Raw genomic sequence first — 24,841 nt, 5'->3', positions numbered from 1 at the left:
AATGATTCTTCTTAAATCTGCTGCAATAAGAGACAAAAAATAACCAGCCGGCAAAAATGAACCTACCTTTTCATTAAAAATAAAAATAGCGTTTCATTTTTAAAGTGAGACAAAACATAAACGGATATGCTTAAATTTAATAACTGCTTTCAGGTAATTAAACTCATTATACCGGATGGTCAAAATGGAAAGTGCTGTAGATCGCCACGTGTTTTATATTTCCGACGGGACGGCCATTACCGCCGAGGTGCTGGGGCACGCGGTGATGTCGCAGTTTCCGGTCGCTATCAGCAGCGTTACCCTGCCGTTCGTGGAAAATATCAGCCGGGCGCGGGCGGTGAAGGAGCAAATTGACGCCATCTATGAGCAAAGCGGCATCCGTCCGCTGGTCTTTTACTCCATCGTGATTCCAGAAATTCGCGACATCATCATGCAAAGTAAAGGATTCTGTCAGGATATCGTGCAGGCGCTGGTGGCACCTCTGCAGCAGGAGCTGCGCCTCGACCCCACGCCGATCGCTCATCGTACCCACGGCCTCACGCCGGGTAACCTGAACAAGTACGATGCGCGTATTGCCGCCATTGATTACACCCTTGCCCACGACGACGGCATCTCGCTGCGCAACCTCGATCAGGCGCAGGTGATTCTGCTGGGCGTCTCGCGCTGCGGCAAAACGCCAACCAGCCTGTATCTGGCCATGCAGTACGGCATTCGCGCCGCCAACTATCCGTTTATCGCCGACGATATGGACAATTTAATCCTGCCCGCTTCGCTCAAGCCTCTACAGCACAAGCTGTTCGGCCTGACCATTAGTCCGGAACGCCTGGCGGCGATCCGCGAAGAGCGCCGGGAAAACAGCCGCTATGCCTCGATGCGTCAGTGTCGAATGGAAGTCACCGAGGTGGAGGCGCTGTACCGCAAGAATAAAATTCCCTGCCTGAATAGTACCAACTATTCAGTGGAGGAGATCGCGACCAAAATCATGGACATCATGGGGCTGAGCCGAAGGATGTACTAACACACTAGTACATTATTGAAAATTTGTTTATGCTATCACCCGTGGCCTATACAGGATCATCCCCCGCTCTTGCAATAAGCGGGGATTGGTTTATCGTGATGCGCATCACTTCCCGGCATTTTCGTCGCGGAAGAAACAGATTTTTGAGACCCCAATGAATAAAACAGACGAACTGCGTACCGCGCGCATTGAAAGCCTGGTAACGCCTGCGGAACTGGCCCAGCGGCATCCCGTATCTGCCGATGTCGCGGCACACGTCTCCGCTTCCCGCCGCCGAATTGAAAAGATCCTTAACGGCGAAGATCGCCGCCTGCTGGTGATTATTGGCCCCTGTTCCATTCACGATACCCAGGCCGCGCTGGAGTATGCGCACCGCCTTCAGGCTATGCGCGAGCGCTACCAGCCGCAGCTGGAAATCGTGATGCGCACCTATTTTGAAAAACCGCGTACCGTTGTCGGCTGGAAGGGATTGATCTCCGATCCTGACCTTAACGGCAGCTATCGGGTCAATCACGGTATCGAACTGGCGCGGCGCCTGCTGCTGCAGATCAATGAGCTGGGCGTGCCGGCCGCCACCGAATTCCTCGATATGGTGACCGGGCAGTTTATCGCCGATCTTATCAGCTGGGGCGCCATTGGCGCGCGCACCACCGAGAGCCAAATCCACCGCGAGATGGCCTCTGCGCTCTCCTGCCCGGTAGGATTCAAAAACGGGACCGACGGCAACACGCGTATCGCCGTTGATGCGATTCGCGCCTCCCGCGCCAGCCATATGTTCCTCTCTCCGGACAAGCAGGGTCAGATGACCATCTATCAGACCAGCGGCAACCCCTACGGGCATATCATTATGCGCGGCGGGAAACGGCCAAATTATCACGCTGCGGATATTAGCGCGGCCTGCGATGCGCTGCGTGAGTTTGATCTGCCGGAGCAGCTGGTTGTCGATTTCAGCCACGGCAACTGCCAGAAACAGCATCGTCGTCAGCTGGAAGTGTGCGAGAACGTTTGCCAGCAGATCCGCAACGGTTCGACGGCCATCGCCGGCATCATGGCGGAAAGCTTCCTGCAGGAAGGGACGCAGAAAGTGGTTGCCGGGCAACCGCTGACCTGGGGTCAATCGATTACCGACCCGTGCCTGAGCTGGGAAGACAGCGAGCGTCTGCTGGCTGAACTGGCTGCGGCAACCGCCACTCGCCTGTAGCCGCTCTCTCCCACCGCGCATGCGGTGGGAATTCTCCCCCCACGCAGCGGAATATCCCCACCGTCAGCCTGCCAAATATAGTACTTTGATAAAAAACGCTTGCCGTGAAAATTAACATTACTGATAATGATTATCATTGTTGCTTTTATTTTTATTTTGGTGCTATGACGCGAATGGATAACACTGCCACAGCTGAAAAAACAAAAGACAATGCCCCTTACCCTGTCGCCACGGATCGTCAGATTTGCAGCCGGGTGCTGCTAGGTACTGAAGGTCGGGTGGTGATCGAACATGACGGTCAGCGCTATTTGCTGCGTCAGACCCACGCAGGCAAGCTGATCCTGACAAAATAGCTCTCCCCGCCGGTTAGCGCGAGGAGAGTACGGTGCCCGGGCGCACCGGCGTATCAGCTGGAGCAGCTGACTTCCAGCCCTTTTCCCCAGTCCGGCGGACGGCTGATGTAATCATCTTCCCGGTCGATAAACGGCTGGGCCAGCGCCTCGTGCAGACGCTCCAGCTCGCCGGTGTTACCCTGCTCTGCCTGCTCAATTGCCCGCTGTGCCAGCCAGTTACGCAGCACCAGCGCCGGGTTGACGGCACGCATATGCTGCTGGCGCCGCGCATCATCAATCTGCTCATCGCGCAAGCGCGCGCGATAGCCGTCAAACCAGCTATCAAAGGCGGCGCGATCGATAAACTCATCGCGCAGCGGCGACGCGGCGCTGAGCTGCTCGCTGGCGCTCAGCATCCTGAAGGTGCGGGTGTAATCGCTGCCTTCCCGTATCATCAGCGCAAACAGACCGTCCAGCAGATCGTTATCGCCCTGCTGCTGGGTGAACAGGCCAAGCTTGTCGCGCATGCGGCGGCCGTAGGCGCTCAGCAGGGCGTGCTGATAGCCATCCAGCGCCGCGTTTAGCGCATCGGCGCTGATGAACGGCGACAGCGACTGCGCCAGGCGCTGTAAATTCCACAGGCCTACCGCCGGCTGATTCTCAAAGCTGTAGCGCCCCTGGTAATCCGAATGATTGCAGATGAAGTCGGGCTTGAAGTCATCGAGGAACCCGTACGGGCCGTAGTCCATCGTCAGGCCGAGAATGGACATGTTATCGGTATTCATTACCCCATGCGCAAAGCCGACCGTTTGCCAGCTGGCGATAAGCGTCGCGGTTCTGGTGACAACGTCACGGAACCAGAGGATGTACTTATCCGCCTGCCCGTCGAGCTCAGGCCAGTGATGACGAATCACGTAGTCGGCCAGCTGCTGTACCTTTTCCGCTTCCCGACGATAGTAGAAGTGCTCGAAGTGGCCAAAACGCACGTGGCTTTCGGCGATACGCATCAGCATCGCTCCGTGCTCGACGGTTTCACGATATACCGGCGTGTCGCTGGTCACTATCGCCAGCGCGCGGGTGGTTGGTATGCCCAGAGCGTGCATCGCTTCCGATGCCAGGCCTTCACGGATCGTCGAGCGCAGCACGGCGCGCCCGTCGCCCATTCGCGAATAAGGCGTGAGTCCGGCGCCCTTCAGATGCCAGTCCATTCGTCGGCCATCGGGCAGCTGCTGCTCGCCCAGCAGGATCCCCCGGCCATCGCCCAACTGCCCGGCCCAGGAGCCAAACTGATGGCCGCTATAGACCTGCGCCAGCGGCGACATACCGGGCAGCAGCGCTTCGCCGCCCCATACGCCGGCGCCCGTTGACGGCTGAAACAGCGCCTCAGGCACGCCCAACGTCTGCGCCAGCGGCGCGTTATGCCAGATCGGCCGCGCGTTGCTCAGCGGTGTCGGCATTGAGGCCGTATAGAAATCTGGCAGTTCATCACGCCAGTGGGTGGTAAAAGACAGGGTCATGAGTTCCTCCGACCTTCAGTGTAGTGCCTTCAACAAGGTATTAACACGGGCGAATGGCAGGGTTATCAACATAAAAGTGGGGAAGCCGAAGGTCCTGCGCTTGCCAGCCAGGCGATTTTTGTCTCATCCATCGCTACGCTCCCGCCGAACACGACCGCAATGATGGGCTCCAGTGACGGAAAGGCGTGCAGCGGGGCCCTGGCTCCCCGCTGAAATCGGCGAACCGAAGGCCGGAAGACAAGGGATGGCGGCAAGAGGCGAATCGAGACAGGAGCGAGCCCCGGAACGGGCGAGCAGGTCGAGTTGAGCCGACCGCAGGCTGCAGGCCGGGAGGTGAGCGTAGTGCGCAGCACCGATTTCCGTGCGGGACCGCGGGGATTGTTAAGGGGAAGACGGTTATCTTCCCCTTAACCCGGTCACCTGGCATCAAGGCCGCATGTTCTGCAAAGCGTCCGGTGAACGGAACACCTCACAGCCGACCGACGTGAACCCGGCAAGTCGCGCAGAGCGCTATATTCTTCGTGCCTGCCAGAATTTTTTATTCCAGTACACATTATTCAGCGATGAGCGCGTAACGCCATTGCTGGTCGAAGCATGGATAAACTGGTTATCGGTATCGTAGATCCCTACGTGCAGACCGCTCTCGCCGGAGCCCGTCTTGAAGAACACCAGATCCCCAGGCAGCAGCTCGCTTTTATCGATGCGGGTGCCGATCTCTGCCTGCTCGCGGGTTTCACGCGGTAGCTGCATGGAAAACTTATCGCGGAAGGTCCTCACCACAAAGCCGGAGCAGTCCACCCCGCGCGGCGTCATCCCACCGTAGCGATACGGCGCGCCCCGCCAGTTCCGCAGCTGATCGTTAAGATTAGCGATGACGGTAATAGAATCCGCAAGCCGAGGATTAGGCGGCGGCGCCCGATGGCTGCTGCAGCCTGCCAGAAATAGTGCCGTCAAAAGAACGAACCACAAACGCATCTCAGACGATTCCTCTGTTCCTTATCTTATTGTCAGAATAATTTAGCTGGTTTATCAATGAACTGGCAAGCGTGCTTCGCGCTACTGTGACGCGATGAGCATAAAATGACCGCCAAACGCCACCCGCTGGAAAGAAATCGCATAGGCCGCGGTTAAATTCTCTTCGGTCAATACCTCCGAGGTATAGCCGCAGGCTATAGTTTTTCCCCGGCAGATGAGCCACGCCCGCTGCGCATGCCGTAGCGTGTGATTGAGATCGTGGCTGCTCATGACCACCGAGATCCCCGCCGCGCACAGTTCGCTCAGAACGCCGTCGAGCGCCGCCTGCTGCGCCACGTCGAGGCTGTTCATCGGCTCATCGAGCAGCAGCAGCTGTCCCGCAGGGTTGGCCAGCGGGTCGATTTGCAGAATGACCGCCGCCAGCCGCACGCGCTGCCACTCGCCGCCAGAAATCTGATTGACCTGGCGGCCAAGCTTATCGCTCAGCCCTAGCCTCTCGGCCACCGCGCCGAGCAGATCGCTCCGCGCGTTATTTTGCAGATGCAGCGACAGATAGTGCCAGACCGGCATCGCGAAGGGCGGCATCTGGTGCTGGTTCAGGTAAGCACGATGCCGCGCCAGCTCGGAAGCCGGCCACATTTTTAGCGGCCGTTCGTTGAGACTGATGCGCCCGGGCCCCGTCGTCAGGCCGGCCATGCGCATGAGCAGCGTGCTCTTCCCGGCACCGTTTGGCCCGACGATATGGATCATTTCTCCTGGTCGAACCTCGGCGCTAAACGGTGCCAGCCGCCCCGGCTCCTCTACATCCTGTAGCTGCATCAAAAACGGCATTATTTCGCTAAAGCTCCTTTAATCGCCGCCACCAGCAGCGGATCGTTCGGCGCCATATCTGGCGAGAAGCGTTGGATAGTCTGGCCGTCGGCGCTCAGCAGGAACTTTTCGAAATTCCATAAAATATCGCTGTCGTTCAGCGGCGCGCGGCCTTTGCTTGCCATCCGCTCGTAAAAACCGCTGCCTTCCGGCGCTACGGCCTGCGGTGCGGCATCCACCAGCTTCTGATATAGCGGATGACGATCTTCGCCGTTGACGTCAATTTTACTGAACAGCGGGAAGGTCACGCCATAGGTGGTGCTGCAGAAGGTTTTGATCTCCTCCTCGCTGCCCGGCTCCTGTCCAAGAAACTGGTTACATGGGAACCCAAGCACCGTGAAGCCGTCATTCTCAAACTCTTGCTGCAGCGCTTCCAGCTGTTCATATTGCGGCGTCAGGCCGCATTTTGACGCCACGTTTACGATTAACAACGCTTTGCCCGCATAGGCGTTGAGCGTGGTTTTCTCGCCATCGATAGTGGTAACTTCGGTATCAAGAATAGTGTGTTGCATAGCCTTCCCTCTGTGAATAAAAGCGATTTCTGGTTCAGGTGATCCCTATCTACTGTAGCGGATTAAGGCGCGGTCATTGTACTTTGAATCCTCTGACGGGCATACCGTACCGTGCCTCTGCAGCAACATGAATCCCTCTCAATAGGGGCATCGTGCAATTCAGTGTACAGTGTTAAACGGATGTAATAGCATTTCGTTACTGATTAATTTAAGAGAGTTTTATAGATGAAGAAGCTGTTGAGTTCGGTGTTAATTGCCTCATCGGTTGTGTTGTTATCGGCCTGCTCCCCTGACGATAGTAATAAGGTCAAAGTCGCGATCAATACGGGTCCGGATGAGGCTATCTGGAAAGTGGTTGAGCAGGTTGCGAAGGACAAATATAACCTCGACGTTGAGGTGATCTCCTTTAATGATTACGTCCTGCCGAATGAAGCGTTAAATAATAAAGACGTTGATGCTAACGCTTTCCAGACGCTGCCCTACCTCGAAGCGCAGTCGAAAGAGCGAGGCTACAAATTTGCCATCGTCGGCAAAACGTTCGTTTTCCCTATCGCCGCCTACTCTCGCAAAATAAAAAATATCAGCGAGTTACCTGATGGAGCAACGGTATCTATTTCCAACGAGACCACGACGCTGGGACGCAGCCTGCTGCTGATGCAGGCGCAGGGCCTCATCAAGCTGAAAGATGGCGTCGGCTACCTGCCAACGGCGCTGGATATTATCGACAATCCTAAGCATTTGAAAATTGTCGAAGTGGACAGCCCGCAGCTGCCTCGTACCCTGGACGATCCTGACGTTAGCCTGTCGATTATTAACACCAACTTCTCGGCGCAGGTTGGCCTGTCCGCCGCGCGGGATGGCCTGTTTATGGAAGGCCAGGACTCTCCGTACGTGAACGCCATTGTTTCTCGCGAAGATAATAAAGACAGCAAAAAGATTCAGGAGCTGAAAGAGGCGTTCCAGACCAAAGAGGTCGCCGATAAAGCGCTGGAAGTTTATAAAGGTGATGCCATCAAAGGGTGGTAATACCGGTTAATCTCCGCATCGGCAGGCGATACACGTCCTGCCGATGCGGTTAAGTTCGGCGCTTACTGCGCGTGTACGGATTTCAGCAGCAGCCAGATAAACACCGGCGCCCCCAGCGTCGCGGTGACCACGCCGATCGGCAGTTCCGCTGCCGACAGCGCCAGACGGGCGATAATATCGGCGCCTAACAGCGCGCTGGCGCCGGCAAGCATACAGGCCGGCAGCAGAACGCGATGATCGCTTAATCCGCATAGCCGCAGGATATGCGGGATCACCAGGCCAATAAAGCCGATAGCCCCGGCCAGCGCCACGCTCACCCCAACCAGCCAACCGGTCGCGACCACCAGCAGCTTACGCCACAGCCAGAGCGGTAAACCCAGCTGGCGAGCCGATACCTCTCCCAGAGCCAGTATATTCAGCGGCTGGGACTGTAGTCCCACCCAGGCCAGCACCGGCAGAAGCGCCAGCATCAGCCACAGCTGCTGCCAGTCTACGCCGCCAAAGCCGCCCATCATCCAGTACATCAGCTGACGTAAATCAAATGAGGTGGAGAAATAGACGGCCCAGGTCATCAGCGCGCTGCAGATAATCCCTAACGCAACGCCCGCCAGCAGCAGACGGCTGGTTGACAGATGCCGGCGGGCAAAACGCAGCAAAATAAAGGTGATGAGCAGCGCTCCGGCAATGGCGCACAGCCCCAGCGCCCAGCCCGGCAGGAATCCTTTACCCAGCAGGACGGCGGCGATGAGCCCAACCCCCGCGCCGTTGGAGACGCCAAGCAGCCCCGGCTCCGCCAGCGGGTTTTCGAACAACGCCTGCATTATCGCCCCGGAGAGCGCTAAAGCGGCGCCCACCAGCAGCACCGCCAGGGTGCGCGGCAGGCGAATTTGCCAGATGAACAGCTGCCCTTTGGCGCTAAGCCACTCCTGCGGCGGGATCCAGAGATCTCCCGCGCAGAGGCTGGCGGCGCTCATCGCCAGCAGCAGCAGCAGGAGAGCAACGAGCCAACGCCGGCTGCGGCGCTGTTGAATTTGAGCAAAAGTCTGCATAGATACCGGGATGCAAGAAAGAGATGTATTTGATTTTACGGTGGGTATTGCGGGGAGAAAAGCAAAACATCGGCGCACGGCGCATATCGGCGGGCTATCCGACGGGCGATAGCGGGCACATTCTTTCTGCGCAGGTATGGCTTAAAAATATGCCCCGGTATTTTGCCGGTTTTAACAAGGCCTGGGTCGCCCGACTGCCGGAAGGCCACAGCCCGGCGCGAGCAGCCGTCCAGGCAGAGATGGCGCGCCCGGATATTCTCGTCGAAGTGATGATCGCCGCCGTAACAGCCTGATCCTGAAAATGAAAAGGAAAAGGAAAAGGAAAAGGAAAAGGAAAAGGAAAAAGGCCGCATAAGCGGCCTTTTTAGTTAGTTCAGATTATTTGTCTCTGGGCGAAGCGTTTTCGACACGGCTTTTAAGTTTCTGGCCGGGTCTGAAGGTCACCACACGCCGGGCTGTAATCGGAATATCTTCCCCCGTTTTCGGGTTACGACCCGGGCGCTGGTTTTTATCACGCAAATCGAAGTTGCCGAACCCGGAGAGTTTTACCTGTTCTCCGTTTTCCAAAGCACGACGAACCTCTTCGAAAAACAACTCTACCAGTTCTTTGGCATCCCGCTTGCTAAGCCCAAGCTTATCAAACAGATATTCTGACATTTCAGCTTTTGTAAGCGCCATAGGTTCAATCCCTCAATGAGGCCTGGAATCGCTCTTTTAATGCCTCTACACATTTGGCGACGGTAGCGGCAATCTCCTCTTCTTCGAGTGTACGGCTGGTATCCTGAAGGATTAGGCTAATTGCAAGACTCTTGCTGCCTTCTGCAACGCCTTTACCGCGGTACACGTCAAATAAGTTTACGCCAACTACCTGATTTACGCCAACTTTCTTACACTCGGTTAAAACATCAGCTGCGGGTACGTTTTCAGCGACGACGACCGCGATGTCGCGACGGTTAGCCGGGAAACGGGAAATCTCGCGCGCCTGAGGCACCACGCGGTCTGCAAGCTTGTTCCACTCCAGCTCAAACGCCAAAGTGCGACCATTCAGATCCAGTTTACGTTCCAGTTCAGGATGAACAACCCCAATGAAACCAATGCGTTCACCTTTCAGATAAATCGCTGCCGACTGTCCCGGATGCAGCGCGGCGTTCGCTTCTGCGCGGAATTCAATAGCGGATAATTTACCGGTCAGGTCCAGAACGGATTCCAGATCGCCTTTTAAATCATAGAAATCGACGGACTCTTTTGCCAGGTTCCAGTGCTCTTCGTAACGATTGCCGCAAATCACGCCAGCCAGCATCACGTCCTGACGAATCCCCAGCGGAGCCTGGGTATCAGGAACAAAGCGCAAACCGCTCTCGAAGATGCGCACGCGACTCTGCTGACGGTTCTGGTTGTACACCACGGTGCCCAACAGGCCGGTCAGCAGCGACAGGCGCATCGCCGACATTTCGCTGGAGATTGGGCTTGGCAGGATCAGCGCCTCTTCACCCGGGTGAATCAGCTGCTGTACTTTCGGGTCAACGAAGCTATAGGTGATAACTTCCTGATAGCCTTTATCGATGAGCAGCGTTTTCACGCGCTTAAGCGACAGGTTCGCCTCACGATGGGTGCCCATAATCAGGCCAGCCTGGACCGGCTCGTCAGGGATGTTGTTATAGCCGTATACGCGGGCAACTTCTTCAACCAGGTCTTCTTCGATCGCAATATCAAAACGCCAGCTCGGCGCAACGGCCTGCCACTGGCCTTCGCCTGCGGTCACTTCACAACCCAGGCGGCTAAGAATATCGCTAACCTGGGCATCATCAATGTGATGGCCAATCAGGCGATCCAGCTTGCTGCGGCGCAGGGTGATGGTGGCCGCCTTCGGCAGGGTCGCGTCGTTGGTCACGTCAATCACCGGGCCGGATTCGCCGCCGCAGATATCGATCAGCAGGCGGGTGGCACGTTCCAGAGCCTTATGCTGCAGCGCCGGATCGACCCCACGCTCGTAGCGGTGGGATGCATCGGTGTGCAGGCCGTGACGGCGCGCGCGACCGGTGATAGACAGCGGGCTGAAGAATGCGCACTCCAGCAGCACGTTCTGCGTTTCATCGTTAACGCCGGAGTGCTCGCCGCCAAAGATGCCGCCCATCGCCAGGGCCTTCTGATGGTCTGCGATAACCAGAGTGTCAGCGTCGAGCCTGGCTTCGGAACCATCCAGCAGAACCAGCGTCTCGCCCTCTTTCGCCATGCGCACCACGATGCCGCCTTCGATGCGGTCGCGGTCAAAGGCGTGCATCGGCTGGCCGAGCTCGAGAAGAACGTAGTTGGTGACATCAACTACCGCGTCGATGGAGCGAATGCCGCAGCGGCGCAGCTTTTCTTTCATCCACAGCGGGGTTGGCGCTTTAACATTGATGCCTTTAACAACGCGTCCCAAATAGCGCGGGCACGCGTCCGGCGCCTCGACGGTGATTGGCAGCGTATCGGCAATCGTTGCCGCGACCGGGGTAATTTCCGGCGCGTTCAGCGGCTCTTTATTCAACACCGCTACGTCGCGGGCTACGCCGATAATGCCTAAACAGTCGGCACGGTTCGGCGTCACGCTGATTTCGATGGTGTTGTCGTCAAACTGCAGATATTCACGGATATCGGTACCAATCGGCGCATCTGCCGGCAGTTCGATAATTCCGCTATGATCGTCGGAAACGCCCAGTTCGGAAAACGAACACAGCATCCCTTCAGAAGGCTCGCCGCGCAGTTTTGCCGCTTTAATTTTGAAGTCGCCGGGCAGTACGGCGCCGATAGTGGCGACCGCGACCTTCAGACCCTGGCGGCAGTTCGGCGCGCCGCACACGATATCCAGCAGGCGCTCGCCGCCGACGTTAATTTTGGTCACCCGCAGCTTGTCGGCGTTCGGGTGCTGGCCGCATTCGACGACTTCACCAACCACGACGCCGTTGAAGCTGCCGGCAACCGGCTCAACGCCGTCAACTTCGAGGCCGGCCATCGTAATCTGATTCGCCAATGCTTCGCTGTCGATCGCCGGATTAACCCATTCGCGTAACCACAGTTCACTGAATTTCATTGTTCTGTCCTGCCCTTATTTAAACTGTTTGAGGAAACGCAGATCGTTTTCGAAGAACGCGCGTAAGTCGGTAACGCCATAGCGCAGCATGGTCAGACGCTCCATTCCCATACCAAAGGCGAAGCCGGAATAGACTTCCGGGTCGATACCGACATTGCGCAGTACGTTCGGGTGCACCATGCCGCAGCCGAGCACTTCCAGCCACTTGCCGTTTTTACCCATTACGTCAACTTCAGCAGACGGTTCGGTAAACGGGAAGTAGGACGGGCGGAAACGAATTTGCAGATCTTCTTCAAAGAAGTTGCGCAGGAAGTCGTGCAGCGTCCCTTTCAGGTTGGTGAAGTTAATATTCTTATCAACAATCAGGCCTTCCATCTGATGGAACATCGGAGTATGGGTCTGATCGTAATCGTTACGATAAACGCGGCCAGGCGCGATAATACGAATCGGCGGCTGCTGGTGTTCCATAGTACGAATCTGAACGCCGGAAGTCTGGGTACGCAGCAGGCGAGTGGCGTCAAACCAGAAGGTATCGTGGTCAGCGCGTGCCGGGTGATGGCCCGGAATATTCAGCGCATCGAAGTTATGGTAGTCATCTTCAATCTCCGGACCGGTCGCTACCGTAAAGCCGAGTTCACCGAAGAAATTCTCGATGCGGTCGATAGTCCGGGTCACCGGATGCAGACCGCCGTTTTCGACCCGACGCCCCGGCAGCGAGACATCAATCGTCTCAGCGGCCAGACGCGCATTCAGCGCCGCGCCTTCCAGATCGGCTTTACGCGCGTTTAGCGCCTGCTGGACCTGCTCTTTGGCTTCGTTGATAACCGCGCCTGCAGCCGGGCGCTCTTCTGGCGGCAGCTCACGCAGGGTCGTCATCTGAAGGGTCAGATGCCCTTTTTTACCCAGGTATTCCACGCGGACGTTGTCCAGCGCGGCAACATCTGATGCCTCATTAATGGCTGCCTTCGCACTGGCAACCAGCTCTGCGAGATGTGACATGGTTTTCCTCATTATGTCGGTGCAGACACCGGTTATGGTCATTATTTTGCTCTGACTATTTCGAGTCGCAGGCAGCGGGTCAATCCGTCATCCAGCCCGGATGGCTCCGGCGGAGTGACGAGAGTTAAGCAACGCACCTGCAGCTTGAAATAGAACGAGCCAGTTCATATACGAAAAAAGCCTCCACGGTGGGAGGCTTTCTGGCGCTGTTTTTCGTTTCTTTTCTCACGCGCTAGCCTCCTGAGTTCAGGTGCTAAAGTAAAAAAAGAAGCGGAAAATAGCAGCATTCATGCTTGCATTACCTTGTCTGGCACGAAACGTAAGACCTGTATTGAAAAGCTTACGACAATAAAAGTCAATGTATTGATAGTGTTGAAACAAAAAGAGGGAGACAAGCTCCCTCTTTCAACTGGCTTATGCCAGAGCTGCTTTCGCTTTTTCGACCAGAGCGGTGAACGCTAATTTGTCGAATACTGCGATATCAGCCAGGATCTTACGGTCAATTTCAACAGAGGCTTTTTTCAGGCCGTTGATGAATTTGCTGTAAGAAATACCGTTCTGACGTGCTGCTGCGTTGATACGCGCAATCCACAGTTGACGGAACTGACGCTTTTTCTGACGACGGTCACGATAAGCGTACTGACCTGCTTTGATAACAGCCTGGAAGGCAACGCGGTATACGCGAGAACGCGCACCGTAGTAGCCTTTAGCTTGTTTCAAAATTTTCTTGTGACGTGCACGGGCAACTACACCACGTTTTACGCGAGCCATATGTGCTCTCCTGTATCTATTCTAATTAAAAAGTTAAAAGGGTTAACGACTTATGCGTACGGCAGGCACGCGATTACCAGGCCCAGATCGCCTTTGGAAACCATGGCTTTCGGACGCAGGTGACGTTTACGCTTGGTAGCTTTTTTGGTCAGAATGTGACGCAGGTTAGCGTGCTTGTGCTTAAAACCACCTTTACCGGTTTTTTTGAAGCGCTTAGCAGCACCGCGTACGGTCTTAATTTTTGGCATTTTAATAACTTCCACTTCGCATTGTTAATAAACGAAACGTAGGCGAACAGTCCCTGCGAAGCCCAAGGGCTCCACAGGAATTGTTACTTGAAGGCCTTACTGTTTCTTCTTCGGAGCGAGCACCATGATCATCTGGCGGCCTTCGATCTTCGATGGGAAGGATTCGACAACTGCCAGTTCACTCAGATCGTCACGGACGCGGTTAAGCACTTCCATACCGATCTGCTGGTGAGCCATCTCACGACCGCGGAAACGCAGCGTGATCTTAGCTTTATCACCCTCTTCCAGAAAGCGAACCAGGCTGCGGAGTTTTACCTGGTAGTCGCCATCATCGGTACCAGGTCGGAATTTGATTTCCTTAACCTGGATAACTTTTTGTTTTTTCTTCTGTTCCTTAGAAGACTTGCTCTTTTCATAGAGGAATTTGCCGTAATCCATAATACGACAAACCGGCGGCTCGGCGTTAGGGCTGATTTCGACTAAGTCTACTCCGGCTTCTTCAGCTTTTTCCAGAGCTTCTCTCAGACTCACAATACCAAGCTGCTCGCCTTCCAGACCTGTTAAGCGAACTTCTTGCGCGCGAATTTCGCCATTAATACGATTCGGACGCGCCGTTTGAACTCGTTTTCCGCCTTTAATACCTTATTCCTCCAGTTGTTGAAGACTGCGGCTGCGAATCTCTTGTTGCAGCTTTTCGATCACTTCATTTACGTCCATGCTGCCGAGGTCTTTCCCGCGACGGGTACGCACGGCTACTTTACCGGCTTCGACTTCTTTGTCGCCACAGACCAACATGTACGGGACACGACGTAAAGTGTGCTCGCGGATTTTAAAGCCAATCTTCTCATTTCTCAAGTCCGCTTTTACACGAATTCCCGCATTTTGTAGTTTACGCGTCAATTCGTTAACGTAATCGGCCTGAGAATCAGTAATATTCATGACGACTACCTGCACTGGCGCAAGCCAGGTTGGGAAGAAGCCGGCGAACTCTTCGGTCAGGATGCCGATAAAGCGCTCCAGAGAACCAAGAATAGCGCGGTGAATCATTACCGGTACCTGTCGCTCGTTGCTTTCGCCTACATAAGAGGCGCTTAAACGCTGCGGCAGAGAGAAGTCCAGCTGTACTGTTCCGCACTGCCATGCACGATCGAGGCAGTCATACAAAGTAAATTCAATTTTTGGACCGTAGAACGCGCCTTCACCCAGCTGATATTCAAATGGGATATTGTTTTCTTCCAGCGCGACTGCCAGATCCGCCTCAGCACGATCCCATGCCTCGTCGCTTCCGATACGTTTTTCCGGACGAGTAGAGAGCTTGACGACGATTTTTTCGAAGCCAAAGGTGCTGTACATATCGTAGACCATACGAATACAGGCGTTAACTTCATCACGCACCTGCTCTTCAGTACAGAAAATATGCGCGTCATCCTGGGTAAAGCCACGAACGCGCATCAGACCATGCAGCGCGCCCGACGGCTCGTTACGATGGCAGCTACCGAACTCCGCCATACGCAGCGGCAGATCGCGGTAGGATTTCAGGCCCTGATTAAAGATTTGCACGTGACCTGGGCAGTTCATCGGCTTGATGCAGTATTCACGGTTCTCAGAAGAGGTGGTGAACATCGCATCTTTGTAGTTGTCCCAGTGGCCGGTTTTTTCCCACAGCACGCGGTCCATCATAAACGGACCTTTAACTTCCTGATACTGGTACTCTTTCAGCTTAGAGCGGACGAACGTTTCCAGTTCACGGAAGATAGTCCAGCCGTCGTTGTGCCAGAATACCATACCCGGCGCTTCTTCCTGCATGTGATACAGGTCAAGCTGCTTGCCGATCTTACGGTGGTCACGCTTAGACGCTTCTTCCAGACGCAGCAGATGGGCATTGAGCGCCTTTTTATCCGCCCACGCGGTGCCATAAATACGCTGCAGCATCTTATTGTTGCTATCGCCACGCCAGTAGGCGCCAGCGGTTTTCATCAGTTTGAAATGATGACAGAAACGCATGTTCGGCACGTGCGGCCCGCGGCACATGTCGACGTACTCTTCATGATGATACAAGCCAGGCTTGTCATCATGAGCAATATTCTCATCAAGGATCGACACTTTATAGGTCTCACCACGCTGCACGAAGGTTTCACGCGCTTCATGCCAGCTGACTTTTTTCTTGATGACGTCGTAGTTTTTCTCGGCAAGCTCGTGCATACGTTTTTCGAGCGCGTCGATGTCTTCCTGGGTCAGCGTACGATCGATATCAACATCATAATAGAAGCCGTTATCGATAACCGGGCCGATAGCCATTTTGGTGTTCGGCCACAGCTGCTTAATCGCATGACCTAACAGATGCGCGCAGGAGTGACGAATAATCTCCAGGCCGTCTTCATCTTTAGCGGTGATGATAGAGAGCGTTGCATCGTTTTCGATGGGATCGCAGGCATCAACCAGCTCGCCGTTCACACGGCCAGCGATGGTGGCTTTCGCCAGGCCAGGGCCGATGTCGAGAGCAACGTCCAGCGGGCTAACCGCGTGGTCAAAATGGCGTTGGCTGCCATCAGGAAGCGTAATTACAGGCATTTCATGTCCTTATTTGCAGTGGTGCCCCGCACGAAAGAGCACATACAAAACAATATAATCATAATTATCAACAAGTTCAGACCGAGCTCCCGCTTCACTCTGCGAAAATATGAGCACGAGGTTAACCACTCCGTTCCCACCTGCAGCCGCCTGCTGATAACACCGGGCTTTAGTTTACACATCATTAGTGCGTGATAAAAGTCACAACCCACTAAATGGCTGCTATTAATGATAAAACAAGGAGGAAGAGGCCAAAAATCACGAGGCAAGACTTTTTTAGATAACAAAGGACAAAAATAAACCCCGCGACGTATTGCTTACGTGCGGTAGCCATCAGGGGACAAAATCAAAACGCGGAGCCAAACATATGTCTGTCAAACCGGTACATCGTTACCCGGCTTTATATTTCTCAAAATATAAGAGACAGCCCGACGGACGAATGAAATATCAGGACCATTCACCGGCGACAAGTTTATGAACATTAAAAGCATCGCCCATAGTCTGACCCGTTGACTGCGATCCCGGGGCAATATTAGATCCCGCTTCAACGTCGGTTGCTTTCGCGATGCCTACCTGAGTATGGTCCTTGCTGCCTGACTGCGGGACGGGGCTAGCGGCTAAGGCGCCGAACGAGAGCGCGCACAGCATCACGGCCGCAGTTGCGATTTTGCTATTTTTCATAGTGATGATTCTCTTATTTACTTAAGGATTTCAAGCAAAGACATCATCTCTGCCGGTGACAGACAGTATAGATCCAGATCACATTTATGTCCGGCTGAATATTTAGCTTTTCGTGTCAAAAAAGTTAAATATTTATCAAGATAATCAATTGTGAGGAAATTATGGAGGTTATTTTCTTTTTATAAAAAACAAAACAAAAGACCAAAAATAATAATGTCACTTATTGCTAAATTTAAAACAATCAGGCCGGAATATCCGGCCTGAAAATATTACATCTTATAGCCAAGCGACAGCGTGGTACGACGATCGGTATGCTCCGGCGCCGATGACGGCGGCTGGGAGTTCCAGGTCACGTTATAGGCAACACGCAGCGCAAAGTGAGCGTTGATAGCGACGTTGAGCGCGCTTTCTGAGTTCAGCGTGGTATCTTCGGAACCAAACACGGAAACACCTTGCGTGAATTTGGTGTTATCAGTCATCTGCCATGCCCAGGTACCTGAAGCGTAACCCAGCGGCTGGGTCTCATTATCGCCATCGGTATATTCGTCATAGCGCACGCCAGGACCAAATTCAAAACGCAGGCTGTGCACCGGCCCGTTGAGAATCTGACGACCGTAACCGGCGGTCAGCACATCGCGCTGCTGGTAGCCGTTATAGCGGTCAGTAAGCCAGCTGGCCTGGCCGAACAGGTAGTTGCTGTCGGTCATGTTATAACGGCTACGGCCGCCGACCGCGTATTTCTCCGAAGAGCGCTGATCGTTGGACGAGGTGTTGCTGGCATTACCCCACAGCGACCATGCGGTCGTATCGCCATACCAGGTCAGCGTAGAATCCGCGGTCATTGAGGAACTTTTCGTATTTCCGGACTGCGCCAGATAGCCGGCGTTAACAGTACCTTCGAAAGGTTTTTTGGCAGTGGAAGGGTCATCCATAACAGTAAAAACGGAATCGTCGGCCATTGCGCACGCAGACGCAAATAGCCCCCCCGCCAGCATAGCCGCTGCGGGTACTGTCTTCAAAAGCTTCATTTAATTTAGAGTCCGTACAACAAAAAGAGAGACCCAGATGGTCCCGGAAACTTTCGCGAGGATCGCTGCTGCTGGTCCAATGAAAGGCGATAAATTATAAAAAAGCACGATTAACATAGCAATCAATTACTCTTTCATTTTTTGAATAAGACCGCCCTCAGAACTATCTTTATTTTATAATGAACATGTCTTCTTCCCGACAAATCCCCGCCTCGTATGCTTTCCCTTCGCAATAAGAAGTGCCATGCTTAAAAAAAGAACAGCCTGACTCGTATCATGGAGGAAATTTGATGACCAAAATTTATACGCTTACGCTGGCTCCTTCGCTCGACAGCGCCACCCAGACCCCGCAAATCTATCCGGAAGGTAAACTACGCTGCAGCGCGCCGGTTTTCGAGCCCGGGGGCGGCGGCATTAACGTCGCCCGCGCGATCACCTTTCTCGGCGGCGAGGCGACGGCGATTTACCCCGCCGGCGGCGCAACCGGCGAACATCTCACCGCCCTGCTTGCCGATGAACAGGTCCCCGTAGAAACCGTCGAGACCGGCGACTGGACGCGGCAAAATTTGCACGTGCACGTTGATTCCAGCGGCGAACAATACCGCTTCGTGATGCCCGGCGCGGCGTTAACCCAGCAGGAGTTCCGCCATCTCGAAGAAAAGGTGCTGGCGATTGAGCCCGGCTCTCTGCTGGTGATCAGCGGCAGCCTGCCGCCGGGGATCGACATTGAAAACCTGACCCAGCTGGTAAAAAGCGCGCAGCAGCACCAGCTTCGCTGCATTATCGACAGCTCAGGAGAGGCGCTCGCGGCCGCGCTTGAGGTGGGCAACATTGAGCTTGTTAAACCTAACCAGAAAGAGCTGAGCGCGCTCGTCCAGCGCGACCTGAGCCAGCCGAACGATGTTCGACAAGCGGCGCAGGAGCTGATTCGCTCGGGCAAGGCCCGAAGGGTTGTCGTCTCCCTTGGCCCGCAGGGCGCGCTTGGCGTCGATAGCAGCGGCAGCGTGCAGGTTGTCCCCCCGCCGATGAAGAGCCAAAGCACCGTCGGCGCAGGCGACAGCATGGTAGGCGCGATGACCCTGCGCCTTGCCGAAAATGCCGGTCTTGAAGATATGGTGCGCTTTGGCGTCGCCGCAGGCAGCGCCGCTACCGTCAATCAGGGCACCCGGCTCTGCTCGCAGGAGAACACGCATAAAATCTACTCCTACTTATGCGATCGTTAATCCTTTCCCTCTGCCCAGGCAGAGGGAGTCGCCAAATGTCCAGCATGGTCTATGCTGAAAATTCCATGGATAACAACGGGGTGAAAAATGAGCGCCGAAATTCAAACCTTTGTCGTGACGATCCGTTTTCACGAAGAGACGCTTACCGAGATAAACGAGCTAAGCAATCACCTTACCCGTGCGGGTTTCACCCTGGTACTCAATGACGACGAGGGAAAACCTCACGAGCTGGGAACCAACACCTTTGGTCTGATTTCCCCGCAAAGTGCGCAGGAGGTGCAGGCCCTGAGCGCAGGATTAGCGGAAACGGCGCTGGGGCGGCCTGCCGAAGTCACGATAACCACATTTTCTCAGTGGCTGGAAGCTCAATAAGTGCGATTGGCGCTGCGGAAAGCGTCAGTTGTGCGTCAGTTCGAATTTTACGCCGAGGTTATGCGCTAACCTTATGAAATGGTGGAAAACATGGGGAGAGACGGCATGTGGCAGGCTATCAGCAATTTGTTAAGCGAGTGGCATACTGAAGCAGCTGAAATCGAACTGCGAAACGAACTGCCCGGCGGAGAAATCCACGCGGCATGGCACCTGCGCTTCGGTGGAAAGGATTACTTCGTAAAATGTGACGAACGTGAGCTATTGCCTATCTTTACCGCCGAGGCGGATCAGCTCGAGCTTCTGTCGCGGAGTAAAACCGTTCAGGTACCGCAGGTGTTTGCCGTCGGCAGCGATCGCGATTACAGCTTCATGGTGATGGAGTATTTGCCCCCTCGCCCGCTCGACGCGCACAACGCTTTTCTGCTCGGTCAGCAAATCGCGCATCTGCATCAGTGGAGCGATCAGCCGCAGTTTGGGCTCGATTTTGATAATGACCTTTCCACGACTCCCCAGCCTAATGCCTGGCAACGCCGCTGGTCGACATTCTTTGCCGAACAGCGCATCGGCTGGCAGCTTGAGCTGGCGGCAGAAAAAGGGCTACATTTCGGCGATATCGATACCATTGTTGACTACGTGCAGCAGCGCCTCAGCAACCATCAGCCTCAGGCCTCCTTACTGCACGGCGACCTCTGGTCCGGCAACTGCGCGCTGGGGCCGAACGGACCCTATATTTTCGACCCGGCCTGCTACTGGGGAGACAGGGAATGCGACCTCGCCATGCTGCCGCTGCATCCTGAGCAGCCGCCGCAAATATACGACGGCTATCAGTCGGTCTCGCCTTTGCCGTCCGGGTTCCTCGATCGTCAGCCCATTTATCAACTCTATACGCTATTCAACCGGGCGATCTTGTTCGGTGGCCAGCACCTTGTGACGGCGCAAAAAGCGCTCGACGATGTCTTCGCAGAGCAGGCCCCGTAAGGGGCCTTATTGACGGCGGTTAGTTGATCTCAACGCCTTTAAGACGGAACTTAATGGTCATCGTCACGCCGGTACCCGGTTTGCCGGGCTCGTAGCGCCACTTACGCATGGCGTTTTTCACTTCACGCTCAAACATATTGGCCGGCTGCGCGGAAAGGATCACGACGTTGTCCAGACGGCCGTCCGGGGTGACGTCAAACTTCACGCGCACCACGCCTTCAATACGCAGCGCCTGGGCGCGAGTCGGGTAGCCCGGCTGGTTGCGGCTGAGCGCCCGCGGGCCGCTTGACTCGGTAACCGTTGGCTTCGCGGCGGCCGTGGAAGTGGATGGCGGCGTACGCGCTGGCGCAGTGTTGGTATTTTCAAACGGCGATGCCGGACGCGTTTCCGCAGGCTTAACCTCACGCTTCGGCTGCTCGACCTTTTTCTCCGGCTTGGGTTTTGGCTTCGGCTTTGGCTTGGGTTTCGGCTCAGGTTTGTGAATAACAACCGGCGCTTCTTTCGGCGGCTCAGGCACGATTTCTGGTTCTGGTTCTGGTTCTGGCTCCGGCTCAACAACCGGTTCAACCACCGGCTGTGCCGCCTGGGGAGGCTCGAGATCCGCAGGAGCCACCATGGTTATCTCAATCGGTTGAGAAGGAGATGGCCGTTCAATAACCTGATGTACCGAGGTATAAAGCAGCCCCGCCACAACGGCACCGTGGATAGTCACGGACAGCAGCGTCGGCCACGGAAAGCGGCGAGGTAAATCAATGGTCATTGCGCTCATAGTCGTTTCAGTTGAAAAATGATGCCCCGATTTTAAATGCAAATAGCAATCATATTCAATAAGCCTTGTTACCTTGTATCAAAATTTGCCTCCTTTCCGTTAAAAAAAAGCCCGGCATCGGGCATTTTAACCCGTTGAGCATCTTTGCATTGCAGTCAACGCCGGATTCACTTAACGTGATTCGCCTATTTATTGATAAGGAGCCTTGCCGTGCTTTACGTAATTTACGCTGAAGACATCGCCGATTCTCTGGAAAAGCGGTCGTCGGTCCGTCCCGCCCACCTGGCGCGTTTACAACTGTTGCATGATGAAGGTCGCCTGCTGACCGCCGGGCCAATGCCTGCCGTCGACAGCAACGAACCTGGCGCTGCGGGCTTCACCGGTTCAACGGTTATCGCCGAGTTTGAATCACTGGAAGCGGCGCAGTCATGGGCGAACGACGACCCTTATATTGCCGCCGGGGTTTACCAGAACGTCGCGGTGAAGCCCTACAAAAAGGTATTTTAGGGCCAGCCGCCGACAAAAACACAGAGGCACCGCATGCGGTGCCTTTTATTTCAGTACTCAGTGAAGACGAACAACAGGGAATGACGCTGTCGTTTCACCAGCTCCTTGCGGATGGCGAGGATGCGCATATTGCGACGCGATTGGGCTTCCAGCCAGCGCGATTTACGGCGACTCACCTGTCTTAGCATGCGCCAGCGCCCTACTTCCGTTCTACTACGCTTCATTGCTACTACTCTACAAGTGAAAAACAGCCTGCATTATAGGCCTATGAATCCGGCTGACCAACGCTTTCGCTGCGTTTTTATTTGCCAGATGGATGTTGATGCGTAAACTCATAAAATAGAGTTATTCAAAAGGATTTTTCATCTATGACAACCTTTTACACGGTGGTGAACTGGCTAGTCATCCTCGGTTACTGGTTACTGATCGCCGGTGTAACATTACGCATATTGATGAAACGGCGCGCCGTCCCTTCAGCAATGGCGTGGTTGCTGGTTATTTATATTCTTCCTCTGGTCGGAATTATCGCCTACCTCTCGTTTGGTGAACTCCATCTCGGCAAGCGCCGGGCCGAACGGGCGCGGGCAATGTGGCCCTCCACCGCGAAGTGGCTCAACGATCTCAAGGCCTGCAAGCATATTTTTGCCAACGAGAATAGTCCGGTCGCCGAATCGCTGTTTCAGCTCTGCGAACGTCGCCAGGGGATCGCCGGCGTCAAGGGCAATCAGCTGCAGCTGCTGACCGAGTCAGACGACGTGATGCAGGCGCTGATTCGCGATATTCAGCTGGCTCGCCACAATATCGAGATGGTGTTTTATATCTGGCAGCCCGGAGGGATGGCCGATAAGGTCGCAGAATCGCTAATGGCCGCCGCCCGGCGCGGCGTGCACTGCCGCTTAATGCTGGACTCCGCCGGCAGCGTCGCCTTCTTCCGCAGCCCGTGGGCAGCGATGATGCGCAATGCCGGCATCGAGGTGGTCGAAGCGCTGAAGGTTAATTTGATGCGCGTGTTTTTACGCCGGATGGATCTGCGCCAGCACCGTAAAATGGTGATGATTGATAACTATATTGCCTACACCGGCAGTATGAATATGGTCGACCCGCGCTTCTTTAAGCAGGATTCCGGCGTCGGCCAGTGGATCGATCTGATGGCACGTATGGAAGGCCCGGTGGCTACGGCGATGGGCATCGTTTACTCCTGTGACTGGGAAATCGAAACCGGTAAACGGATCCTGCCGCCGCCGCCGGACCTCAATATTATGCCGTTTGAGGAGGCCAGCGGACACACCATCCATACCATCGCCTCTGGCCCAGGCTTCCCGGAAGACTTGATTCACCAGGCGCTGCTGACCGCCGCCTATTCCGCCAAAGAACATCTGATCATGACCACCCCCTACTTCGTGCCAAGCGACGATTTGCTGCACGCAATCTGCACCGCCGCCCAGCGCGGTGTTGACGTCAGCATCATTTTGCCGCGCAAGAATGACTCGCTGCTCGTCGGCTGGGCCAGCCGGGCCTTCTTCACCGAGCTGCTGGCAGCCGGGGTGAAAATTTATCAGTTTGAAGGCGGGCTGCTGCACACCAAAAGCGTGCTGGTCGACGGCGAGCTGAGCCTGGTGGGTACCGTCAATCTCGATATGCGCAGCCTGTGGCTCAATTTCGAAATTACGCTGGTTATTGATGACGCCGGTTTTGGCGGCGATCTGGCAGCGGTACAGGATGATTATATTTCCCGCTCGCGCCTGCTCGACGCCCGCTTATGGTTAAAACGTCCGCTCTGGCAGCGGATAGCGGAGCGACTGTTTTACTTCTTCAGCCCGTTGCTGTAAAACGTGCCAATCAGATGTTAAACGGGTAGCAATCATGGATATGGATTTAAACAATCGCCTGACCGAAGATGAAACGCTTGAGCAGGCTTACGATATCTTTCTCGAGCTGGCGGTCGACAACCTCGACCCGGCGGATGTCATTCTGTTTAACCTGCAGTTTGAAGAGCGCGGCGGTGCCGAACTCTTTGATCCGGCAGAAGACTGGCAAGAGCACGTCGATTACGATCTCAACCCGGACTTCTTCGCCGAGGTGGTGATTGGCCTTGCTGACACCGACGGCGGCGAAATCAACGATATCTTCGCCCGCGTCCTGCTGTGCCGCGAGAAAGATCACAAGCTGTGCCATATTTTGTGGCGTGAATAAGATTTCATTCCGGCGTCTGCCGGCCTGAAAAATGCCTGCCCGTTTAACGACCGGCAGGCATTTTTATTTATTCAGCCGCCGGTTCCGCCAGCTCGCTCCCGCAGGAGTGGCAATAACGCGCGTTTTTATCATGAGCCCCCTGCTGGCAACTCGGGCAGATCCGCTGAGTGCGGCGATTCTGAAAGGCCGTGGTCATATGGGTGGTAATCAGGCCGGTTGGGATCGCAATAATTGAATACCCAATTAATATCAGCACCGATGCCAGAATTCTTCCCAGCGGCGTATGCGGCGTAATATCGCCATAGCCAACCGTTGTTATCGTCACGATAGCCCAGTACACCGAAGCATTGAGCGTGGTGAAACCATACTGCGGCCCCTCAATCAGATACATCAGCGAACCAAAGATAACCATCACAATGGCAATAAATGAATAAAACAGTATCAGCTGATGGCGGGCGCTGACGATAGCAGCCCAGAAAATATTCAGCGACGGCATAAACCGCAGCAGCTTGAGAATACGCAAGGCGCGAATTGCGCGCATCGCGCGCCAGGCAAAGACGTAGTTAAGGCTTATTTCCGGCCACAGCCACATCACGTACAGCGGTAAAATCGTCGCTAAATCAATCAGCCCCCAGAAGCTGAAAATATACCTTAGCGGATTGGGCCAGCTGACAATGCGCAGGATATATTCGAGGGTAAAAACGGCGGTAACAAAAAGCTCCAGCCAGACGAAAATATGCCATTCGTCAACGGACAGGTGGTACTGGGTTCCCACGCCCGACTCGATAAAAATAACCACCACGCTGAGGAGCGCAAAAACCCCGCACAGCCCCTCAAAGCGCCGCCCGGATCGCCGATGCTGATCGAAGAGCAAATGAAATAGCCGCTGACGGGCGGCGTGAATATTGACAGCCACGTTAACCTCGCAAAA

The 24,841-nt window shown here is 54.9% G+C and carries 28 protein-coding genes, 1 pseudogene and 1 other annotated feature; of the genes and pseudogenes, 11 read left to right on the top strand and 18 right to left on the bottom strand.

Features of this window, described 5'->3' with window-relative positions:
- Window positions 1-184 precede the first annotated feature (184 nt).
- From NWP14_RS02455 to hemP, 3 genes are all read left to right on the top strand, one after another.
- On the top strand, window positions 185-1,018 hold the full coding sequence (locus NWP14_RS02455) for a pyruvate, water dikinase regulatory protein (RefSeq protein ID WP_095102292.1): 834 nt from the start codon (window positions 185-187) through the stop codon (window positions 1,016-1,018).
- A gap of 154 nt (window positions 1,019-1,172) precedes the next feature.
- Complete coding sequence (gene aroH / locus NWP14_RS02450) at window positions 1,173-2,219, top strand: 3-deoxy-7-phosphoheptulonate synthase AroH (RefSeq protein WP_375214707.1); 1,047 nt, start codon at window positions 1,173-1,175, stop codon at window positions 2,217-2,219.
- A gap of 173 nt (window positions 2,220-2,392) precedes the next feature.
- Window positions 2,393-2,572: a hemin uptake protein HemP gene (gene hemP / locus NWP14_RS02445; protein ID WP_189339890.1), complete on the top strand. Its 180-nt coding sequence runs from the start codon at window positions 2,393-2,395 to the stop codon at window positions 2,570-2,572.
- Between the two features lie 53 nt (window positions 2,573-2,625).
- Here hemP and selO read toward each other — a convergent pair whose 3' ends face one another.
- The 4 genes from selO to NWP14_RS02425 all read right to left on the bottom strand — a co-directional run bounded on the left by selO (window position 2,626) and on the right by NWP14_RS02425 (window position 6,425).
- A complete protein-coding gene (gene selO / locus NWP14_RS02440; RefSeq protein WP_375214706.1) occupies window positions 2,626-4,068 on the bottom strand; it encodes a protein adenylyltransferase SelO in 1,443 nt (480 codons plus the stop codon).
- A gap of 510 nt (window positions 4,069-4,578) precedes the next feature.
- Window positions 4,579-5,043 carry an NlpC/P60 family protein gene (locus NWP14_RS02435; RefSeq protein ID WP_095102056.1) on the bottom strand — a complete coding sequence of 155 codons (465 nt, stop codon included), beginning with the start codon at window positions 5,041-5,043 and terminating at the stop codon, window positions 4,579-4,581.
- Window positions 5,044-5,124: 81 nt separating this feature from the next.
- Window positions 5,125-5,874: a vitamin B12 ABC transporter ATP-binding protein BtuD gene (gene btuD, locus NWP14_RS02430; protein WP_095102054.1), complete on the bottom strand. Its 750-nt coding sequence runs from the start codon at window positions 5,872-5,874 to the stop codon at window positions 5,125-5,127.
- A complete protein-coding gene (locus tag NWP14_RS02425; RefSeq protein ID WP_095102052.1) occupies window positions 5,874-6,425 on the bottom strand; it encodes a glutathione peroxidase in 552 nt (183 codons plus the stop codon). Before NWP14_RS02425 ends, btuD begins: the two co-directional genes overlap by 1 nt.
- 225 nt (window positions 6,426-6,650) lie before the next feature.
- On the opposite strand from NWP14_RS02425, the gene NWP14_RS02420 reads away from it, so the two are divergent.
- Window positions 6,651-7,451 (top strand): MetQ/NlpA family ABC transporter substrate-binding protein, encoded by an 801-nt coding sequence (locus tag NWP14_RS02420; protein WP_095102050.1) that lies wholly within the window; start codon window positions 6,651-6,653, stop codon window positions 7,449-7,451.
- Window positions 7,452-7,513: 62 nt separating this feature from the next.
- Here the strand turns inward: NWP14_RS02420 and btuC are convergent, their stop codons facing one another.
- The gene (gene btuC / locus NWP14_RS02415) at window positions 7,514-8,500 is read right to left on the bottom strand and encodes a vitamin B12 ABC transporter permease BtuC (protein WP_375214705.1); all 987 of its coding nucleotides are present in this window, start codon (window positions 8,498-8,500) and stop codon (window positions 7,514-7,516) included.
- Between the two features lie 62 nt (window positions 8,501-8,562).
- On the opposite strand from btuC, the pseudogene NWP14_RS02410 reads away from it, so the two are divergent.
- Window positions 8,563-8,793, top strand: a pseudogene (locus tag NWP14_RS02410) (Rid family hydrolase); the annotation flags it as partial.
- Between the two features lie 85 nt (window positions 8,794-8,878).
- Here NWP14_RS02410 and ihfA read toward each other — a convergent pair.
- From ihfA to NWP14_RS02360, 10 genes are all read right to left on the bottom strand, one after another.
- Window positions 8,879-9,178 (bottom strand): integration host factor subunit alpha, encoded by a 300-nt coding sequence (gene ihfA / locus NWP14_RS02405; RefSeq protein ID WP_004102960.1) that lies wholly within the window; start codon window positions 9,176-9,178, stop codon window positions 8,879-8,881.
- 4 nt (window positions 9,179-9,182) lie between these two features.
- Window positions 9,183-11,570 carry a phenylalanine--tRNA ligase subunit beta gene (gene pheT, locus NWP14_RS02400; protein WP_375214704.1) on the bottom strand — a complete coding sequence of 796 codons (2,388 nt, stop codon included), beginning with the start codon at window positions 11,568-11,570 and terminating at the stop codon, window positions 9,183-9,185.
- A gap of 15 nt (window positions 11,571-11,585) precedes the next feature.
- Window positions 11,586-12,569 (bottom strand): phenylalanine--tRNA ligase subunit alpha, encoded by a 984-nt coding sequence (gene pheS, locus NWP14_RS02395; RefSeq protein WP_041146054.1) that lies wholly within the window; start codon window positions 12,567-12,569, stop codon window positions 11,586-11,588.
- 170 nt (window positions 12,570-12,739) lie between these two features.
- Window positions 12,740-12,865 (bottom strand) — a sequence feature (Phe leader region).
- Window positions 12,816-12,860: a pheST operon leader peptide PheM gene (gene pheM, locus NWP14_RS02390; protein WP_001386830.1), complete on the bottom strand. Its 45-nt coding sequence runs from the start codon at window positions 12,858-12,860 to the stop codon at window positions 12,816-12,818. Its footprint overlaps the feature before it by 45 nt.
- A gap of 118 nt (window positions 12,866-12,983) precedes the next feature.
- Window positions 12,984-13,340: a 50S ribosomal protein L20 gene (gene rplT / locus NWP14_RS02385; RefSeq protein WP_004102963.1), complete on the bottom strand. Its 357-nt coding sequence runs from the start codon at window positions 13,338-13,340 to the stop codon at window positions 12,984-12,986.
- Window positions 13,341-13,390: 50 nt separating this feature from the next.
- The gene (rpmI, locus tag NWP14_RS02380) at window positions 13,391-13,588 is read right to left on the bottom strand and encodes a 50S ribosomal protein L35 (RefSeq protein WP_001124225.1); all 198 of its coding nucleotides are present in this window, start codon (window positions 13,586-13,588) and stop codon (window positions 13,391-13,393) included.
- 96 nt (window positions 13,589-13,684) lie between these two features.
- Window positions 13,685-14,227, bottom strand: coding sequence for a translation initiation factor IF-3 (gene infC, locus NWP14_RS02375; protein WP_049267827.1), 543 nt, complete (start codon window positions 14,225-14,227; stop codon window positions 13,685-13,687).
- A 3-nt stretch (window positions 14,228-14,230) separates the two neighbouring features.
- Complete coding sequence (gene thrS, locus NWP14_RS02370) at window positions 14,231-16,159, bottom strand: threonine--tRNA ligase (protein WP_346431324.1); 1,929 nt, start codon at window positions 16,157-16,159, stop codon at window positions 14,231-14,233.
- 447 nt (window positions 16,160-16,606) lie between these two features.
- Window positions 16,607-16,840 (bottom strand): hypothetical protein, encoded by a 234-nt coding sequence (locus NWP14_RS02365; protein WP_095102040.1) that lies wholly within the window; start codon window positions 16,838-16,840, stop codon window positions 16,607-16,609.
- A 269-nt stretch (window positions 16,841-17,109) separates the two neighbouring features.
- Window positions 17,110-17,868, bottom strand: a complete 759-nt coding sequence (locus NWP14_RS02360) for a YdiY family protein (RefSeq protein WP_095102038.1) — start codon at window positions 17,866-17,868, stop codon at window positions 17,110-17,112.
- Window positions 17,869-18,158: 290 nt separating this feature from the next.
- Here NWP14_RS02360 and pfkB point away from each other — a divergent pair, with 290 nt between their 5' ends.
- The 3 genes from pfkB to NWP14_RS02345 all read left to right on the top strand — a co-directional run bounded on the left by pfkB (window position 18,159) and on the right by NWP14_RS02345 (window position 20,441).
- Window positions 18,159-19,091 carry a 6-phosphofructokinase II gene (gene pfkB, locus NWP14_RS02355; RefSeq protein ID WP_375214703.1) on the top strand — a complete coding sequence of 311 codons (933 nt, stop codon included), beginning with the start codon at window positions 18,159-18,161 and terminating at the stop codon, window positions 19,089-19,091.
- Window positions 19,092-19,178: 87 nt separating this feature from the next.
- Window positions 19,179-19,463, top strand: coding sequence for a type V toxin-antitoxin system endoribonuclease antitoxin GhoS (gene ghoS / locus NWP14_RS02350; RefSeq protein WP_095102034.1), 285 nt, complete (start codon window positions 19,179-19,181; stop codon window positions 19,461-19,463).
- 105 nt (window positions 19,464-19,568) lie between these two features.
- Entirely contained in the window at window positions 19,569-20,441 is an 873-nt protein-coding gene (locus NWP14_RS02345; RefSeq protein WP_331834359.1) for a fructosamine kinase family protein, read from the top strand.
- 19 nt (window positions 20,442-20,460) lie between these two features.
- Here the strand turns inward: NWP14_RS02345 and tonB are convergent, their stop codons facing one another.
- Window positions 20,461-21,210: a TonB system transport protein TonB gene (tonB, locus tag NWP14_RS02340; RefSeq protein WP_375214702.1), complete on the bottom strand. Its 750-nt coding sequence runs from the start codon at window positions 21,208-21,210 to the stop codon at window positions 20,461-20,463.
- 210 nt (window positions 21,211-21,420) lie between these two features.
- On the opposite strand from tonB, the gene NWP14_RS02335 reads away from it, so the two are divergent.
- Window positions 21,421-21,717 carry a YciI family protein gene (locus tag NWP14_RS02335; protein WP_041146062.1) on the top strand — a complete coding sequence of 99 codons (297 nt, stop codon included), beginning with the start codon at window positions 21,421-21,423 and terminating at the stop codon, window positions 21,715-21,717.
- Window positions 21,718-21,767: 50 nt separating this feature from the next.
- Here the strand turns inward: NWP14_RS02335 and NWP14_RS02330 are convergent, their stop codons facing one another.
- Entirely contained in the window at window positions 21,768-21,941 is a 174-nt protein-coding gene (locus NWP14_RS02330; RefSeq protein WP_095102028.1) for a YciY family protein, read from the bottom strand.
- Window positions 21,942-22,085: 144 nt separating this feature from the next.
- On the opposite strand from NWP14_RS02330, the gene cls reads away from it, so the two are divergent.
- Window positions 22,086-23,546 carry a cardiolipin synthase gene (cls, locus tag NWP14_RS02325; RefSeq protein WP_095102025.1) on the top strand — a complete coding sequence of 487 codons (1,461 nt, stop codon included), beginning with the start codon at window positions 22,086-22,088 and terminating at the stop codon, window positions 23,544-23,546.
- A gap of 34 nt (window positions 23,547-23,580) precedes the next feature.
- Window positions 23,581-23,910, top strand: coding sequence for an HI1450 family dsDNA-mimic protein (locus NWP14_RS02320; RefSeq protein ID WP_095102024.1), 330 nt, complete (start codon window positions 23,581-23,583; stop codon window positions 23,908-23,910).
- Between the two features lie 67 nt (window positions 23,911-23,977).
- Here NWP14_RS02320 and NWP14_RS02315 read toward each other — a convergent pair whose 3' ends face one another.
- A complete protein-coding gene (locus NWP14_RS02315; RefSeq protein ID WP_095102288.1) occupies window positions 23,978-24,826 on the bottom strand; it encodes an ion transporter in 849 nt (282 codons plus the stop codon).
- Window positions 24,827-24,841: the final 15 nt, after the last annotated feature.

The sequence above is a fragment of the Klebsiella sp. C349492 genome (assembly GCF_042055345.1).
GTDB lineage: Bacteria > Pseudomonadota > Gammaproteobacteria > Enterobacterales > Enterobacteriaceae > Klebsiella > Klebsiella scottii.
Note: the sequence above shows the minus strand (reverse complement) of the source record. Positions and strands in the feature narration are given on the sequence as shown.

Bases quoted from the DNA above. Each gene is read 5' to 3' on its own strand.
- hemP (WP_189339890.1), top strand. From the start codon at position 2,393: ATGGATAACACTGCCACAGCTGAAAAAACAAAAGACAATGCCCCTTAC.
- NWP14_RS02435 (WP_095102056.1), bottom strand. From the start codon at position 5,043: ATGCGTTTGTGGTTCGTTCTTTTGACGGCACTATTTCTGGCAGGCTGC.
- thrS (WP_346431324.1), bottom strand. From the start codon at position 16,159: ATGCCTGTAATTACGCTTCCTGATGGCAGCCAACGCCATTTTGACCAC.
- NWP14_RS02420 (WP_095102050.1), top strand. From the start codon at position 6,651: ATGAAGAAGCTGTTGAGTTCGGTGTTAATTGCCTCATCGGTTGTGTTG.
- selO (WP_375214706.1), bottom strand. From the start codon at position 4,068: ATGACCCTGTCTTTTACCACCCACTGGCGTGATGAACTGCCAGATTTC.
- rplT (WP_004102963.1), bottom strand. From the start codon at position 13,340: ATGGCTCGCGTAAAACGTGGTGTAGTTGCCCGTGCACGTCACAAGAAA.
- NWP14_RS02425 (WP_095102052.1), bottom strand. From the start codon at position 6,425: ATGCAACACACTATTCTTGATACCGAAGTTACCACTATCGATGGCGAG.
- cls (WP_095102025.1), top strand. From the start codon at position 22,086: ATGACAACCTTTTACACGGTGGTGAACTGGCTAGTCATCCTCGGTTAC.
- NWP14_RS02455 (WP_095102292.1), top strand. From the start codon at position 185: ATGGAAAGTGCTGTAGATCGCCACGTGTTTTATATTTCCGACGGGACG.
- pheT (WP_375214704.1), bottom strand. From the start codon at position 11,570: ATGAAATTCAGTGAACTGTGGTTACGCGAATGGGTTAATCCGGCGATC.
- tonB (WP_375214702.1), bottom strand. From the start codon at position 21,210: ATGAGCGCAATGACCATTGATTTACCTCGCCGCTTTCCGTGGCCGACG.
- aroH (WP_375214707.1), top strand. From the start codon at position 1,173: ATGAATAAAACAGACGAACTGCGTACCGCGCGCATTGAAAGCCTGGTA.
- NWP14_RS02320 (WP_095102024.1), top strand. From the start codon at position 23,581: ATGGATATGGATTTAAACAATCGCCTGACCGAAGATGAAACGCTTGAG.
- pheS (WP_041146054.1), bottom strand. From the start codon at position 12,569: ATGTCACATCTCGCAGAGCTGGTTGCCAGTGCGAAGGCAGCCATTAAT.
- rpmI (WP_001124225.1), bottom strand. From the start codon at position 13,588: ATGCCAAAAATTAAGACCGTACGCGGTGCTGCTAAGCGCTTCAAAAAA.
- NWP14_RS02365 (WP_095102040.1), bottom strand. From the start codon at position 16,840: ATGAAAAATAGCAAAATCGCAACTGCGGCCGTGATGCTGTGCGCGCTC.
- pfkB (WP_375214703.1), top strand. From the start codon at position 18,159: ATGACCAAAATTTATACGCTTACGCTGGCTCCTTCGCTCGACAGCGCC.
- ihfA (WP_004102960.1), bottom strand. From the start codon at position 9,178: ATGGCGCTTACAAAAGCTGAAATGTCAGAATATCTGTTTGATAAGCTT.
- ghoS (WP_095102034.1), top strand. From the start codon at position 19,179: ATGAGCGCCGAAATTCAAACCTTTGTCGTGACGATCCGTTTTCACGAA.
- NWP14_RS02360 (WP_095102038.1), bottom strand. From the start codon at position 17,868: ATGAAGCTTTTGAAGACAGTACCCGCAGCGGCTATGCTGGCGGGGGGG.
- btuD (WP_095102054.1), bottom strand. From the start codon at position 5,874: ATGCCGTTTTTGATGCAGCTACAGGATGTAGAGGAGCCGGGGCGGCTG.
- NWP14_RS02330 (WP_095102028.1), bottom strand. From the start codon at position 21,941: ATGAAGCGTAGTAGAACGGAAGTAGGGCGCTGGCGCATGCTAAGACAG.
- btuC (WP_375214705.1), bottom strand. From the start codon at position 8,500: ATGCAGACTTTTGCTCAAATTCAACAGCGCCGCAGCCGGCGTTGGCTC.
- NWP14_RS02345 (WP_331834359.1), top strand. From the start codon at position 19,569: ATGTGGCAGGCTATCAGCAATTTGTTAAGCGAGTGGCATACTGAAGCA.